15 protein-coding genes are annotated in these 14853 nt (G+C 65.3%); 9 read left to right on the forward strand and 6 right to left on the reverse strand.

Annotated elements, in window-relative coordinates:
* Positions 1–27 precede the first annotated feature (27 nt).
* On the reverse strand, positions 28–1203 hold the full coding sequence (locus FCT00_RS21000) for a MalY/PatB family protein (RefSeq protein WP_138424547.1): 1176 nt from the start codon (positions 1201–1203) through the stop codon (positions 28–30).
* Positions 1204–1296: 93 nt separating this feature from the next.
* Here FCT00_RS21000 and def (FCT00_RS21005) point away from each other — a divergent pair, with 93 nt between their 5' ends.
* The 3 genes from def (FCT00_RS21005) to fmt are packed head-to-tail and all read left to right on the forward strand — an operon-like array spanning position 1297 to position 3220.
* Positions 1297–1818, forward strand: a complete 522-nt coding sequence (gene def / locus FCT00_RS21005) for a peptide deformylase (protein WP_008331722.1) — start codon at positions 1297–1299, stop codon at positions 1816–1818.
* Positions 1818–2312, forward strand: coding sequence for a peptide deformylase (def, locus tag FCT00_RS21010; RefSeq protein WP_171043082.1), 495 nt, complete (start codon positions 1818–1820; stop codon positions 2310–2312). The genes def (FCT00_RS21005) and def (FCT00_RS21010) overlap by 1 nt, the downstream gene beginning before the upstream one ends.
* An 8-nt stretch (positions 2313–2320) precedes the next feature.
* On the forward strand, positions 2321–3220 hold the full coding sequence (fmt, locus tag FCT00_RS21015) for a methionyl-tRNA formyltransferase (protein WP_138424549.1): 900 nt from the start codon (positions 2321–2323) through the stop codon (positions 3218–3220).
* A 66-nt stretch (positions 3221–3286) separates the two neighbouring features.
* Here the strand turns inward: fmt and FCT00_RS21020 are convergent, their stop codons facing one another.
* The 4 genes from FCT00_RS21020 to FCT00_RS21035 all read right to left on the reverse strand — a co-directional run bounded on the left by FCT00_RS21020 (position 3287) and on the right by FCT00_RS21035 (position 5516).
* Entirely contained in the window at positions 3287–3859 is a 573-nt protein-coding gene (locus tag FCT00_RS21020) for a cob(I)yrinic acid a,c-diamide adenosyltransferase (RefSeq protein ID WP_138424550.1), read from the reverse strand.
* Between the two features lie 2 nt (positions 3860–3861).
* Positions 3862–4068: a twin transmembrane helix small protein gene (locus FCT00_RS21025; RefSeq protein WP_138424551.1), complete on the reverse strand. Its 207-nt coding sequence runs from the start codon at positions 4066–4068 to the stop codon at positions 3862–3864.
* A 63-nt stretch (positions 4069–4131) separates the two neighbouring features.
* Positions 4132–4968, reverse strand: coding sequence for an SDR family NAD(P)-dependent oxidoreductase (locus FCT00_RS21030; RefSeq protein WP_008331727.1), 837 nt, complete (start codon positions 4966–4968; stop codon positions 4132–4134).
* On the reverse strand, positions 4965–5516 hold the full coding sequence (locus FCT00_RS21035) for an SH3 domain-containing protein (RefSeq protein ID WP_138424552.1): 552 nt from the start codon (positions 5514–5516) through the stop codon (positions 4965–4967). The genes FCT00_RS21030 and FCT00_RS21035 overlap by 4 nt, the downstream gene beginning before the upstream one ends.
* A gap of 195 nt (positions 5517–5711) precedes the next feature.
* Between FCT00_RS21035 and FCT00_RS21040 the strand changes: the two genes are divergently transcribed.
* From FCT00_RS21040 to FCT00_RS21060, 5 genes are all read left to right on the forward strand, one after another.
* A complete protein-coding gene (locus FCT00_RS21040) occupies positions 5712–8165 on the forward strand; it encodes a DNA topoisomerase IV subunit A (RefSeq protein ID WP_138424553.1) in 2454 nt (817 codons plus the stop codon).
* 61 nt (positions 8166–8226) lie between these two features.
* On the forward strand, positions 8227–9012 hold the full coding sequence (locus FCT00_RS21045; RefSeq protein ID WP_008331730.1) for a hypothetical protein: 786 nt from the start codon (positions 8227–8229) through the stop codon (positions 9010–9012).
* Positions 9013–9180: 168 nt separating this feature from the next.
* Entirely contained in the window at positions 9181–10377 is a 1197-nt protein-coding gene (locus FCT00_RS21050) for a DUF898 domain-containing protein (RefSeq protein WP_235889250.1), read from the forward strand.
* Positions 10374–11627 (forward strand): M48 family metallopeptidase, encoded by a 1254-nt coding sequence (locus tag FCT00_RS21055; RefSeq protein ID WP_008331735.1) that lies wholly within the window; start codon positions 10374–10376, stop codon positions 11625–11627. The genes FCT00_RS21050 and FCT00_RS21055 overlap by 4 nt, the downstream gene beginning before the upstream one ends.
* Positions 11628–11646: 19 nt before the next feature.
* A complete protein-coding gene (locus FCT00_RS21060; RefSeq protein WP_235889251.1) occupies positions 11647–12438 on the forward strand; it encodes an endonuclease/exonuclease/phosphatase family protein in 792 nt (263 codons plus the stop codon).
* On the opposite strand, the gene FCT00_RS21065 is transcribed toward FCT00_RS21060, so the two are convergent.
* Positions 12435–13796 (reverse strand): cytochrome P450, encoded by a 1362-nt coding sequence (locus FCT00_RS21065; protein ID WP_138424555.1) that lies wholly within the window; start codon positions 13794–13796, stop codon positions 12435–12437. The two genes, FCT00_RS21060 and FCT00_RS21065, sit on opposite strands and share 4 nt — an antisense overlap.
* Positions 13797–13894: 98 nt before the next feature.
* Between FCT00_RS21065 and FCT00_RS21070 the strand changes: the two genes are divergently transcribed.
* Complete coding sequence (locus FCT00_RS21070) at positions 13895–14650, forward strand: hypothetical protein (protein ID WP_138424556.1); 756 nt, start codon at positions 13895–13897, stop codon at positions 14648–14650.
* The last annotated feature ends 203 nt before the right edge of the window (positions 14651–14853 follow it).

Raw genomic sequence — 14853 nt, forward strand, 5'->3', positions numbered from 1 at the left:
GCCCCGGCACACCGCCGGGGCCTTTTTTTATTGCAGGTCCGAGAACGCGTCCTGCATTCGTGCCACCGCCTGTTCGACCAGCGGGCGGGGCGTGGCGAAGTTGAACCGCAGGAAACGCTCTCCGCCTTTGCCGAAGCTGATGCCGTGGTTCACGGCGATCTTCGCGTCCTGCTCGACGCGGGCGAGGTAATCGGTCGGCTCCATCCCAGTGCCTTCGAAATCGACCCATGCAAGGTAGGTCGCCTCCATCGGCATACTCTTCAGCCCCGGAATTGCATTGAGGCCTTCGTCGAGGATGCGGCGGTTGCCGTCGAGGTAGTCGACCAGCGCATCGACCCACGCGGCCCCCTCGGGCGAATAGGCGGCTTCGGCCATCATCAACCCGAAGGAGTTCGGCGAAATACCAAGGCCCGACATCTTGGCCGCGAACCGTTTGCGCAATTCGGGGTCGTGGATGATGACATTGCCCGAATGGGTGCCCGCGATGTTGAAGGTCTTGGTGGTGGCCGTCATCATCACCAGCCGGTCCGCGATCCCGTCGATCAGCGCCATCGGCGTGTGCTTGGTGCCGGGAAACACGAGGTCGTGGTGAATCTCGTCTGACACGAGGATCAGGTCGTGGCGCTTGGCGAAGGCCGCGACGCCTTCAAGCTCGGCGCGGGTCCAGACGCGGCCGCCGGGGTTGTGCGGGGAACACAGGACGAGCATCTTCTCGCCCCCCGTCATCTGCGCGTCCCAGGCGTCGAAATCCATCTCGTAGCGTCCATCGTTGCGCGCCAGCGGGCATTCGATCACCTCGCGCCCCGCCGCGCGGATCACGCGGTGGAAGGCATGGTAGACGGGGGTCATCAGGATGACGCCGTCGCCCGGATCGGTGAATGTGTCGACACACAGCGCCGTGCCGTTGACCAGCCCGTGCACGGTGAAGATCGCGTTCGGATCGACGTCCCAGCCGTGACGTTCGGACATCCACCACCGGATCGCGTCCAGATAGCTCGCGTCGTCGCCGTAGTAGCCGTAGACCCCGATGCTGCGCATGTCCTCCAGTGCCTTCTGGATCGGCGGGGCGGCGGCGAAATCCATGTCGGCCACCCACATCGGGATGCCGTCCTTGGGCGACACGCCATAGATCGCCTCCATCTTGTCCCACTTCGCCGAATGGGTGCCAACGCGGTCGATGATGCGGTCGAAATCGTAACTCATGATGCCTCCGGATTGAGGCGCCAAGCTATCTGCGACACGGTGGAGTGCAAGGGGACATTGCGAAACGCGTCGCAACCGCCTAATTGATCCGTCATGGCCCTGAAACCGATCCTTATTCACCCCGACCCGCGCCTCAAGAAAGAGGCGGAGAAGGTGCGCGACGTGACCGACGAGCTTCTGACGCTCGCCGACGATATGCTCGAAACCATGTACGACGCGCCGGGCATCGGTCTGGCCGCGCCGCAGGTCGGTGTGCTGCAACGGCTTATCGTGCTGGACTGCATCAAGGACGAAAGTGCCGAGCCGCAACCGCTGGTCATGTTCAATCCCGAGGTGATCTTGTCGTCGGACGATACCAACGTCTACGAAGAGGGCTGCCTGTCGATCCCCGACCAATACGCCGAAGTCACCCGGCCCGCCGCTGTGAAAGTGCGCTGGCTGAACCGCGCGGGCGAAGAGCAGGAACGCGATTTCGAGGGGCTGTGGGCGACCTGCGTGCAGCATGAGATCGACCATCTGAACGGCAAGCTGTTCATCGACTACCTGTCGCCGATGAAGCGCCAGATGATTACGCGCAAATCCCAGAAGCTGAAACGCGAGCGGGCGCGGGTCTGATGCCCCGTCCCTTCGTCATGTGGCCGGACAAGCGGCTGCGCACGGCCGCCCAGCCGGTCGTGGCCGTGACCGATGAGGTGCGCGCGATCTGGGACGAGATGGTCGAGGCGATGGATGCGATGCCGGGGGTCGGGCTGGCCGCCGTGCAACTGGGGATCATGCAGCGTCTGGCGGTCGTGGATGCGTCCGAAGAGCGGGGCAAGGCGGTGCGCATGGCGAACCCCGAAGTGCTGCATGAGAGCGTGAAGTTGCGCGACCACGACGAAGCCTCGCCCAACCTGCCCGGCGTCTGGGCCACGATCAGCCGTCCGCGCGCGGTCACGGTGCGGTTTCTGGACGAGACCGGCGCGGTGCGCGAGCAAGATTTCGTCGGGCTTTGGGCGACCAGCGTGCAGCACCAGATCGACCACCTGAACGGCAAGATGTATTTCGACCATCTGTCGAAACTGAAGCGCGACCGGCTGATCGCGAAGGCCAGGAAAGCGAAGCGATAAGGGGCGATATGAAAGTCATCTTCATGGGCAGCCCGGATTTCTCGGTCCCGGTCCTCGACGCTCTGGTCGCGGCGGGTCACGAGGTCGTCTGCGTCTACTGCCAGCCGCCCCGCCCCGCCGGACGCGGCAAGAAGGATCGCCCGACCCCGGTGCAAGCCCGCGCCGAGGCGCTTGGTCTGCCCGTGCGCCATCCGAAATCCCTGAAGGGTGAGGCGGAGCAGGCCGAGTTCGCGGCACTCGGGGCCGATGTCGCCGTGGTCGTGGCCTATGGGCTGATCCTGCCGCAGGCTGTGCTGGACGCGCCCGCCAAGGGCTGTCTGAACATCCACGCCTCGCTCCTCCCGCGCTGGCGCGGGGCTGCGCCGATCCATCGCGCGATCATGGCGGGCGACGCAGAAACGGGCGTTTGCATCATGCAGATGGAGGCCGGTCTGGATACCGGGCCGGTGCTGATGCGGCGCGCGTTGCAGATCGGGGCCGAAGAGACGACGGGGGAGTTGCATGACCGCCTGTCGGCGCTGGGGGCCGAAACCATCGTCGAGACGCTTGGGGCGCTGGACGGTCTGACGCCCGAGGTGCAGCCGGAGGACGGCGTGACCTATGCCGAGAAGATCGACAAGGCCGAGGCGCGAGTCGACTGGACCTGCCCGGCGACCGAGATCGACCGGCTGATCCGGGGGCTATCGCCCTTTCCCGGCGCGTGGTGCGAAATGGCCGGGGTGCGGGTAAAGCTCCTCGGCGCGCGCCTCGTCGCAGGGAGCGGAGCGCCGGGGGCCGTGATCGGGCCTTTGACGGTGGCTTGCGGGGACGGTGCGGTGGAGATCACGCGGGCGCAGAAGCCCGGTGGGCGCGGGATGGACGCGGACGAGTTTCTGCGGGGGTTCCAGATGCCGGAGCGTGTGGACTAGCGGCGTTGGCGGGAGCGAGGGGCCAGCCCCTCGCGCTCCCCGAGGTTTTTTGAAACAGAGAAGAAGTCAGCGGTTCGCGCCGGGGACCCAGAGGACGTCGGATTTGCCGTCGTCATTGGCCATACGGGCCGCCGTGAAGCACCAGTCGGACAGGCGGTTGAGGTATTTGACCGCCGCCGGGTTCACGTCTTCGACCGTGGCGAGTTCCGTGGCCAACCGTTCGGCGCGGCGGGATACCGTGCGCGTCAGGTGCAGGTAAGCGGCGAGCGGTGAGCCGCCCGGCAAAATGAAGCTGCGCAGGGGTTCGAGGATCTTGGTCATCACGTCGATCTCGGCCTCGAGCCGCTCGACCTGCGCGTCCGTCATACGCAGCGGCGGGTATTCGGCTTCGTCGTCCTTCGCCATGTCGGGGCGGCACAGGTCGGCCCCCAGATCGAAGAGGTCGTTCTGGATGCGGGCGAGCGCCGCGTCGGTGTCGCCGGAGGCGTGAAGGCGCGCCATGCCGATGGTCGCGTTGGTTTCGTCCACCGTGCCATAGGCCTCGACCCGCGGGGAATGCTTCGGAACGCGGGTGCCGTCGCCCAGCGCGGTGTCGCCCTTGTCGCCGGTGCGCGTGTAGATTTTGTTCAGCACGACCATGTTCAGCCCCCCTGCCGCCTGAGCCAGACGTAGCCGAGGATCAGCACGATCGCGACGGCCTGCGCGTAGATGCGATAGCGCATGATCTTGTTGGCGTTGCGCTTGTTGAATTCGCCGCCGCGCCCGAAGCTGCCGATGCCGGTCAGCAGGATCAGCAGGACGACGAGCACCGCTACGAGCGGGATAATCAGAAAGGGATCTTCGAACATGGGTCCATCCTTGGTTTGGCCGAGGGATAGCGCGTCTGCGGGCGGGATGCGAGCGGCGCGTCGTCACGCCTTGGCGAGGAACCAGTCGGCGAGCCGCGTGGGCAGGAGCCGGCGCGCCCAGTAGGAGACATAGGTGGGCGTGGTGACGAGATAGCGGGGTTTCGGACGTTTCGCCTCCAACGCGCGGATGAGTTTGGCGGTGACGGCCGAGGCGGGCAGTTCGAACGGGTCTTTCGCGTCGATGTCGCGGTCGAACCGGGGCAGGATCTTTGCTTCATAGCCCGCGCGGCTGGCCGAGGCCTGCCAGTCGATATGCGCTTCGAACTGGGCCTTGGCGTTCAGGCGGAAGTTGGAGGTGATCGGGCCGGGTTCGATCAGGATCGCGTGGATGTCGTCGGGGGCGAGTTCGAGCCGCAGGGTGTCGGTGTAGCCTTCGAGCGCGAATTTCGAGGCGACGTAGGGCGCGCGCCAGCGGATCGCGGAGAGGCCGAGGGTGGAGGAGCAGTTGACGATGCGCCCGCCGCCCTGCGCGCGCATCACGGGGATCACGCGGCGCACGATTTCATGCACACCGAAAAAGTTGGTCTCCATCATGTCGCGCAGGACGTGACCCGGCAGGTCTTCGGCCAGGACCGGGACGCCGTAGCCCGCGTTGCAGAACACCGCGTCGAGCGTGCCGCCGGTGCGGGAGAGGATTTCGAGCAAGGCGGCCTCGATGCTCGCCACGTCACGATGGTCGAGGCGCAGGCTTTCCAGCCCCTCGCCACGCAGGCGGGCGCAGTCATCCTCGGCCCGGCAGGTCGCGAAGACCCGCCAGCCGTTACGCGCAAGGGTGTGGGCGGCATCGTAGCCGATACCGGAGGAACACCCTGTGATGAGAATGGATTTCTGGTGACTCAAGGCTCAACGGACGACAGGAAACGTCCGGCCATGAAGCCGCGTTCGCCGGTGTCCGTCAATACGATCTGCCGCCAGCCGTCGCCCGCATCCCCCATATCCTCGACCTGCGTGCCGAGGCTGAGGGACGAAATCACGCCATAAGCGGTCGACGGTCCGCCGCGCACGTTCACACGGCTGCCGGTGACGTAAAGGTAGTCGGGTTCCGGCGCGGCCTTTTCCGTGCCCGACAGGGGCTTGGTGGCCTCCGGCTCGGACGCGGTGGAAACGACGGCGGTTTCGCCATCGTCGACCGTGGCGACCGCGGGCTGGATCGTCGCCTTTTCCGCAGAGGGGCGGAAGGCGACGAGCGTCGCGGTCTCGGGGCTTGCGTCCGACGCGAGGGCGAGCGCGAGGCGATCATCCTCTTCGGCCGGTTCCTGAACGATCCCGGTGATCGAGGCCATGAGATCGGGGGAAATGAGGGCGGTCTCGCGACCGATGGAATCGTCCGGCAACCCCGCATCGCGTCCGAACCAGTACAACGCGGCCCCAAGGCCGACGATCGTCATGACGGAAAGACGCACGAGTTGCATTAAATTCACCCCTTCAAGGATTCCCAAGGTACCCGCCGCAGGCATCGGCTGGCAATGATTCGACCGGACGATGTGGGACAAAGCGGGCCTTTTGGTGGCACCTGTGTCACTTCCCTCGTCCATGAATCGAACGCGCTTTACGAGATTCCGTTCCTTCGGTATTCGGAAAACATGACCGACACGGTGGACGATCCCGACAACCCGATTTCCGAATTCGCCGAACCGCTGCGCCGCGCGATCGGTGACCGGTATCTGACCTATGCGCTGTCCACGATCATGAATCGGGCGCTGCCGGACGCGCGGGATGGGCTTAAACCTGTGCATCGCCGCATCCTGTTCGCGATGCGTGAACTTCGGCTTAATTCCGGGGGGCGTTTCCGCAAGTCGTCGAAGATTTCGGGCGACGTGATGGGTAACTATCACCCGCATGGCGATGCCGCGATCTATGACGCAATGGCGCGCCTGGCGCAGGATTTCAACGTCCGCTACCCGCTGGTCGACGGTCAGGGGAACTTCGGCAACATCGACGGGGACAACCCGGCGGCGTCGCGGTATACCGAGGCGCGGATGACCATCGTGGCCGAGGCGCTGCTCGAAGGGCTGGACGAGGACGCGGTCGATTTCCGCGAGAATTACGACGGCACCCTGCGTGAGCCCGTGGTGCTGCCCGCGACGTTCCCGCACCTGCTGGCCAATGGTGCCGCCGGGATCGCGGTCGGCATGGCCACGAACATCCCGCCGCACAACATTTCGGAACTGGTGGACGCCTGCCTGCATCTCATCAAGACGCCGGATGCGCGCGACGATACGCTTCTGAACTACATCCCCGGCCCCGACTTCCCCACCGGCGGCGTGATCGTCGAGCCGCGCGAGAATATCGCGGAAGCCTATCGCACGGGCCGTGGGTCGATTCGCCTGCGGTCGAAGTGGGAGGTCGAGGATCTGGGCCGCGGGCAGTGGCAGATCATCGTCACCGAGATTCCCTATCAGGTTCAGAAGTCCAAGCTGATCGAGAAGCTGGCCGAGGTCATCCAGACCAAGAAGGTGCCGCTTCTGGCCGACGTGCGGGACGAAAGCGCCGATGACGTGCGCATCGTGCTGGAACCCAAGACGCGCAACGTCGAACCCGAGATGCTGATGGGGCTTCTGTTCCGCAACTCGGACCTCGAAGTGCGCTTCTCGCTCAACATGAACGTGCTGATCGACGGGCTGACGCCCAAGGTCTGTTCGCTCAAGGAAGTGCTGCGCGCCTTCCTCGATTTCCGGCGCGAGGTGCTGATCCGCCGCTCGCAACACCGGATGGAAAAGATCGACCATCGTCTCGAGGTGCTCGAAGGCTTCATCATCGCCTTCCTCAACCTCGACCGGGTGATCGACATCATCCGTTATGACGACGACCCCAAGGCCGCGCTCATGTACGAAGACTGGTCGCGCCCGCATCAGGACACCATCGCGCGGGCGACCAACGAACATGACTACGTGTCGCCGCTGGCCGGGATCGACGTCGCATCGCTGGAACTGCGCGAGGATGAGACCGCCACCGCACCCGAGATCATCACCGACAACACCGGGTCGGGCGCCACGCCCAAGCGGTTCGTCGGTCGGTCCGAAGGTCTGTCGGACGTTCAGGCGGACGCGATCCTGAACATGCGTCTGCGGTCCTTGCGCCGCCTCGAAGAGCTGGAGCTTATTCGCGAGCGCGACGCGCTGATGGAAGAGCGCGCGGGACTCGAAGACCTGCTCGACAGCGAAGACCTTCAGTGGGGCCGGATCGGGGACGAGTTGAAGGGCGCCAAGAAGAAGTTCGGCAAGGATTACGTCGCCGGGGCCCGCCGCACGCAATTTGCCGAGGCCGCCGAAGTGCCGGACGTGCCGCTGGAAGCCATGATCGAGCGCGAGCCGGTGACGATCGTGTGCAGCCAGATGGGCTGGATTCGCGCGATGTCGGGCCATGTCGACCTGACCCGCGACTTCAAATTCAAGGACGGCGACGGGCCGCGGTTCGCCTTCCATGCCGAGACCACCGACAAGATCATCGTCTTCGCGGCGAACGGGCGGTTCTACACCTTGGGTGCCTCGAACCTGCCCGGCGGGCGGGGGATGGGCGAACCGCTTCGCCTGATGGTCGATCTGCCGAACGACGTCGAGATCATCGACATGTTCGTCCATGCGCCGGACCGCAAACTGATCGTCGCCTCCAAAGGCGGTAACGGGTTCATCGTGCCGGAAGCGGACGTGGTGGCGCAGACCAAGAACGGCAAGCAGGTGCTGAACGTGTCGGATGACGTGGCGAAGCTGGTCAAGCCCGTCGTGGGCGATCATGTCGCCGTGGTCAGCGAGAACCGCAAACTGCTGGTCTTCCCGATTGCCGAGCTGCCCGAAATGGGGCGCGGCAAAGGTGTTCGCTTGCAGAAATACGGCTCTGCCCGCGGGCGTCAGGGAACACTCGACCTTGACGGGGGCTTGTCGGACCTCACGACCTTCGACCTCGCCACCGGGCTGAGCTGGGCCGCCACAGGCGACCGGACACGTACCGAGGTGGACATGAGCCCGTGGATCGGCAAACGCGCCGGCGTGGGCAAGATGCCGCCCCACGGTTTCCCGAAGTCCAACACCTTTACCTGAAAATTGCCTGAACGGCGTTTCTCCCATAGTCTCAGAGCATTCTTTGACGGGGGATTTCCAGATGAAACATGCCTTTGCCGCCGTTCTTCGGCTGACCCTGATTCTGTGCTTGATGCCAGTGATCGTTCAGGCCGCCCCGAACGGCTTTCAGAACCACGTGTTCAACGGACGCGCCCCGGTGACGCAGGGCGGGGTTGTGACCTTTCACGTCGAAGACGGCGATTGCAGCAGCCGGGACTATGGCGACGGGCGCGGGGAAAGCGATTGCTTCAACGGAAATCTCAGATCCCGGCTCGCCTATCGCGACCATGCGAGCCTTGGCCAAAGTCTGGAATACGCGATGGAGATCTTCGTGCCCGCCGGGTTCCGCTATGGCGGCGGACCGAACCGGCGCAGTTTGCTGGAAGTGGCGGAGTGGCAGCGGATCAACACGATCAAGAACCACATCCACACGCTCCACCTCGACAGCGTCAAGGGGCTTACCTTCGACGACACCCGCTGCATCCCGCCCAGCGCCTTCGGTCAGTGGAACAGCGTCAAGGTTCAGGTGAAATGGTCGGCGGGGGATGACGGGTTCCTGCAAGTGATCTGCAACGACACGCCGGTCGTGAGTTTCCGGGGGCAAACCGCGATCCCCCGCGATTGCGGCCAGCCGGGCGTGTTTCAGTGCGTGCCGGACCTTCAGCGCGTGAACCAGCCCGTGCAGTTTCAAGTCGGCATCCTGTTTCGCGGCTACGGCGAACGGGGGCGTCTCGACGGCCTGAGCCGCATGGGCCGTGTCCCGCCCGAGGGCGGCTTCACCGTCCAGATGCGCAATATTCGGGTGTCACGCATTCAGGTGCGGTAACCTGACGGGATCTGAGGGGTTCGGCACCCTTGGTCACGATCCATGCGCGCCGCCGAAGCAAGCGATCCTTGGCGCGGGACTGTGGACATGCCTGCCCGGATCGGCAAACCTGCCGGCGGGGCCGCAAACCCCGACGGGGACAACATTATTCGGACACCGGACGCAACCATGGCCTTCGCTGACCTCACGACCGACTACAAGGGTGCCAAGGGGGCGATCTTCCGGCTGGCGCTGGCGACGGGTATCCGCACGGTTCTGACCGCCGGGTTCTATCGCTTCTGGATGAAGACGCGGATGCGCCGGTATTACTGGAGCGCGATCCGCCCCGGAGGGATGCCGCTGGAATATGTCGGGCGACCGACCGAGAAGCTGCTCGGCTTTCTGACCGCTGTCGTCTTCCTCGCCTTTTACATCGGTATCGTGAACCTGATCCTGATGTTCTTCTCGTTCTCGCTGTTCGAGGGAAACACGCCGGCCTATGCGGTTTCGGTCGTCGGGATCACGCCGCTGATCTTCTTCGCGCAATACCGTGCCCGCCGCTATGTGCTGGCCCGCACGCGTTGGCGCGGTATCCGCTTCGGGCTGGAGCCGGGGGTCGCGGGATTTGTCTGGCGTTCGCTGCTTCATTGGGGGCTGACGGTGCTGACGGCGGGGCTTTACTGGCCGGTCAAGACCTATTGGCTCGAGAAGTACCGGACCGACCGGACCTTCTATGGCGACCAGCGGATGCATCAGGGCGGGTCGTGGCGGATGCTCATCAAACCGATGCTGCACCTGTACCTGTCGGCCGCCCTGCTCGCCGGCACCATCGGGATGCTCATCGCGACCGAAGACCCGCGTTTCGCGCCCCTCATCTTCATCGCCGTGCCGTGGTTTTTCTTCGGCCTCGCCGCATGGAAGGCGGGGAGCTTTCGTGCGCTGACCAACACCAAGACCATCGGGGAGGCGCGGCTGAAGGCCAGCCCGCGCACCGGGCGGATCGTCGGCATCTATGCGGGCGGATGGGCCGCGATGGGCGGCATCTTCATCGCCGCCGGTATCGGCGTCTCGATCCTGTTCGGGATCATCTTCGCCGCGACTGGCTTCGCGCTCGAAAACATCGACGAGGACGGGTATCTCACCACGCTCGGCAACCTGCCCGCCTTCGTCCCGATCCTGTTCGGGATCATCACATATTTCGCAATCTTCATCTTCTGGGGCGTGCTGAAAGAGGTGTTCATCACCCTGCCCGTCGCCCAGCATTTCGCGGAAACGACCGAGATCGAGAACCCGCAGGCGCTGCTCGGCATCAAGCAGCGCGCCCGTGACGAATTCGCCGAGGCCGAAGGCTTTGCCGATGCCCTGCCGCTGGGAGATGCGTTTTGACCGACATTTACGGCGCAGCCCCTGCGGTGGAAGAACCGGAGGACAAGGCGGTCTACGCGGATTACGTCGACGGCACGGACCCGGTCATGCATCGCGTGTCGCTGGAACTGTCGCGCAGCCATCTGAACATCATCATGCCCGATGGCGAACGCATCCTGTGGCCGCTGGACGAGGTGCGCGCGTTGAAGGATCAGGCCTATTCCGATGGGGTGGTTCTGGCGCAGGGCTTCGACGACATGGCGCGGCTCAAGGTCGACAACCCCTTCGTGGCCAAGGAACTGCGGGCGGTCGCGCCGCGACTCAACCGGGCGCAGCCGGTGACGAACTGGGGCAGGATCGGCGCTTGGGCCAGTGGTGCGGTGGCGAGCGTCGCGCTCATCATCTTCGTGCTGGTGCCGATCATGGCGGACCAGCTTGCCACCTACCTGCCGCCCGAGGGCGAACAGGCGCTGGGGGATGCCACGTTCGAGCAGATCCGGGGCGCACTGGGGCGTGAAAACGCGGCGGTTCGGCTGTGCGAGGATTCGGACGGGCTTGCCGCTATCGACGCGATGGTGGATCGGCTCGCCCCGGACGACGACCTGCCCTATCCCGTTCGCATCGCCGTGCTGGACCATGAACTCGTCAACGCCTTCGCCCTGCCCGGCGGGCGTGTGATCCTGTTCCGGGGGCTGATCGACGAGGCGGAGAACCCCGAAGAGGTCGCTTCGATCCTCGCGCACGAAATCGGGCATGTCGTGAACCGCGACCCCACGCGCGATGCGCTGCGGTCGGCCGGGTCCATCGGTGTGCTGGGTCTGCTCTTCGGCGATTTCGCGGGCGGGACGGTGGTTCTGATGCTCGCCAACCAGCTTATCAACGCCAAGTATTCGCAAGCCGCCGAAACCGGGGCCGACGACTATGCCCACGACCTGATGCGTGACGCGGGCCTCGACCCCGCAGCACTCGGCACGATCTTTCAGCGGCTGATGGACGAATACGGCGACGCCGAGGGAATCGCGGCCCATTTCGCCTCGCACCCGCAGATGATCCGCCGGATCGAAAGCGCGCAGGCGGCGTCCGAGGGCGGCGAATACGGCCTGCCGGTCATCACCGAAGCCCAGTGGCAGGACATGCGCAGCATGTGCGGCGATAGCCATGCCGAACAGGACGCGCCCGAGGACGATGAAAACGGCGGCGGACGGATCGAACGCCGCGTGGACGAGCCCGATGCGGGGCGCGGCGGTGGCACGCTCGGCGGCGAGAACTGAGCGCGGGCCGATGCGGATCATGTCTTTGAACAGCTGGGGCGGCACGCTGTGGGACAGCCTGCTGCCCTATTTGCGCGACGACCGCCCGGACGTTCTGTGTCTGCAAGAGGTCGTGCATTCCCCGGCTTCGCCGCGCGACTGGCTGATCTACCGCGATGGCGATCACGTGCTCGACCAACGCGCCAACCTGCTTCGTGACGTGACCGGGGCACTGCCGGACCACGTCCCGCTGTTCTGCCCCGCTGCGCGCGGCACGCTGTGGGACGGGGACGACCCGGTGCCCTCGTTCTGGGGTCTCGCGACCTTCGTTCACCGCGATCTGCCCATCGTCGGGCAGGTGCAGGGCTTCGTTCACAAGGGGTTCGAGGCACACGGGTTCGGAGAGCACCCACGCTCGCGCAGCGGCCATGCCGTCAGGGTCTGGGACGACCGGCTGGACCGGGGGGTGAGCATCGCCCAGATGCACGGGCTACGCGACCTTGCGGGCAAAATGGATACGCCGGAGCGTGCGGTGCAGGCGCGTCGGTTCCTTGGGCTCCTACGCACCGTGGCCGAGCCGGGGGACGCCACCGTCCTGTGCGGCGATTTCAACGTCGAACCGGGCAGCGAAACCCTGAGCTATTTGGCCGATGAGGGGTTCGACGAACTGGTGACCGGCCACGGCCACCCGACCACCCGGACCAGCCATTACCCGAAACCGGGGCGGTTCGCCGATTACATGCTGGTCGGCCCGGACACCCGGCCCGCTTCGTTCGAGGTCATACGCGACCCGGAGGTATCGGACCACTGCCCGCTGGTTCTGACGCTTTAGACGGGTTCCACGTCCAGCCAGACACCGCCCTTGGGTCTGAGCGACAGGATCATGACCGGTTCGGGATCGCGGCCCGGAATTGCGGTGAACCGGAACCGGGCCAGCATCGTGGCCAGCACGATCACCGCCTCCTGCATCGCGAAATCCATGCCGAGGCACACGCGCGGCCCCGCGCCGAACGGCAGAAAGGCGTAGCGGTCGATGGCCTTGGGGTCCGCGAAGCGGTCGGGATCGAACCCGTTCGGATCGTCCCACAACACCTCGGACCGGTGCAGCGCGTAGAACGGCAGCAGCATCACGTCGCCTGCGCGCACCTCGCGGTCGCGAAGCTGGTCGGGTTTCATCGCCGTGCGCGACAGGATCGCGACGGGTGGATACAGGCGCATCGTCTCAAGCAGGATCTGCCGAATGTAGGGCAGGTTCGCGACATCTTCGGCCCCGGCGGGGCGGTCGCCCAGCACCTCACGCGCCTCGGTCCGCGCCCGCTCCTGAACCGCCGGATCGAAGGCCACGAGGTAAAGCGCCCAGGACAGCGTCAGTGCGGTCGTCTCATGCCCGGCGACGAGGAAGGTCAGCAGGTTGTCCCGCAATTCTTCCGCCGTCATGGTCCGCCCCGTCTCGGGGTCGGACGCCCCGATCAAAAGGTCGAGCAGCGGCGGCGGATCGGCAGGCTCACGCCCCATCCGCGCTTCGACCGCCTTGTCGGTGGCACGGATCAGGTCGGAGATGATCGCCTTGCCCACCACCCGCTTGGGGCGCGGCACGAAGGCGGGCACCTTGAGAATGTCGAGGAGCGAGGCCTTGCCCGCCGTTTCCAGATACCTGTCGATGGCACGATGCGCGACCTCACGCGGAATCGCGGTGTCTTCGGACATCGACACCGCCGCGATTACCTCGAACGCGGTCTGAAGCATCTCCTGATACATATCCTGCCGCCCCGGTCTGGCGGCAATCCGCCGACACGACGCCTCGGCCGCCTCGGTCATCACGGGCGTGAGCGCGGTCAGGTTGCGCGGGGCAAAGACCGGCATCGCGGCGCGCCGCTGCCAGCGCCAATGCGCGCCTTCGGCAAGGAACAGACCGTTGCCGAGCGCGGGCCGCAGCATCGCCTGCGCCTCTTCGCTTTTCGGGTAATCCGCCGCCGCATCCTTTAAAATCCGCTTCAAAGACGGGGGATCCATGACCATGTGGAACCGCCGAACGACATGACCGGAGACGATGGGCTGGGTGAAGGCGATCTTGGGCAGGAGCGCCAGCGCATTGCCCTGCATGGCACGAACGGCCTCCAGAAAGCGCCGCGGGCGTTCAGGGACCGGGACCGCGACGGGTTTGCGTTCGGGGGGCTGATCGAGCGTCATGGCGTGAGTTTCGCGCCGATGCGCCGGGCAAGCAAGGTCGTGAATTGAACAACCCCGTCCCAGCGGGTATGCACGAGTGAATCTTTTGAGGAGTGAGCATGCCCCGCCTGACGACTTTCGCCGCCCTGGCCGCCGCCGCGCTTTCCGTTTCGGCCTGTGCCAACACCGACGATCTCGCACAGGTGCCCGAACCGATGGGGCGCTTCCTGCTTGGCCACACCGTGACCGTGGTCGAAGAACCCGAAATCGGCCCGTTTTCGCGGGAAGCCACCGACGAAGCGTGGGAAACCGCGATCAACTTCGCGATGGAAGAGCGTTTCGGGCGTTGGGACGGCGACAAGTATTTCCACATCGCGACCAAGGTGGACGGCTACGCGCTCGCCATGATCGGGGTGCCGGTCGTGTTCACGCCGAAATCGGTGCTGATCGCATCCGTCACGATCTGGGACGATGAAAAGGGCGCGCCGGTCACGGACGATCCCAAGATCTTCACCGTGTCCGAAGAATTGTCGCCCGAGGCGCTGATCGGCACCGGCCTGACAAAGACCGCCGACGAACAAATGCTGTCGCTGGCCCGCTCGCTCGCCAAGTCGGTGCAGGAATACATGATGGAGAACATCGCGTGGTTCGGTGATGCCTCGCTCATGGACCGGGCGACCACGTCCGCAGGTACGCCAGCCGCGACCGCGGGCACGGTCCCGCCGCAGTTCGCCCGGGTGAAAGAAGGGGCCGAAGGGGCCGTTCTGGAAGGCGGCGAAGAGGTCGGTGGCACGTCGTCGGGCGTGCGCAGCGAAACCCCCGGCGGGGTCGAGACGACGACGACCGGCACCGCGGTGGTCGAGTCCTCTTCCTGATCCCGACGCGGCGGAATTCCGCGTTTCGTCAGACCTTTGCCGCAGAGGCCTTGGCCCCGTCGGCAAGAAATGCGCCTGCGTCGCCACGTGAGGCCCGCGTGGGCACCATGTGCGCTTGATTTTCCCGGATTCATTGGCTACTTGCCCCCCGTATCATGAATCGGACCCGTGTTGGGTTCCTTTACAGACGAGGCGTATGGCCA

Origin of the sequence: Maritimibacter alexandrii (assembly GCF_005871115.1) — a bacterium.
Lineage (GTDB): Bacteria > Pseudomonadota > Alphaproteobacteria > Rhodobacterales > Rhodobacteraceae > Maritimibacter > Maritimibacter alkaliphilus.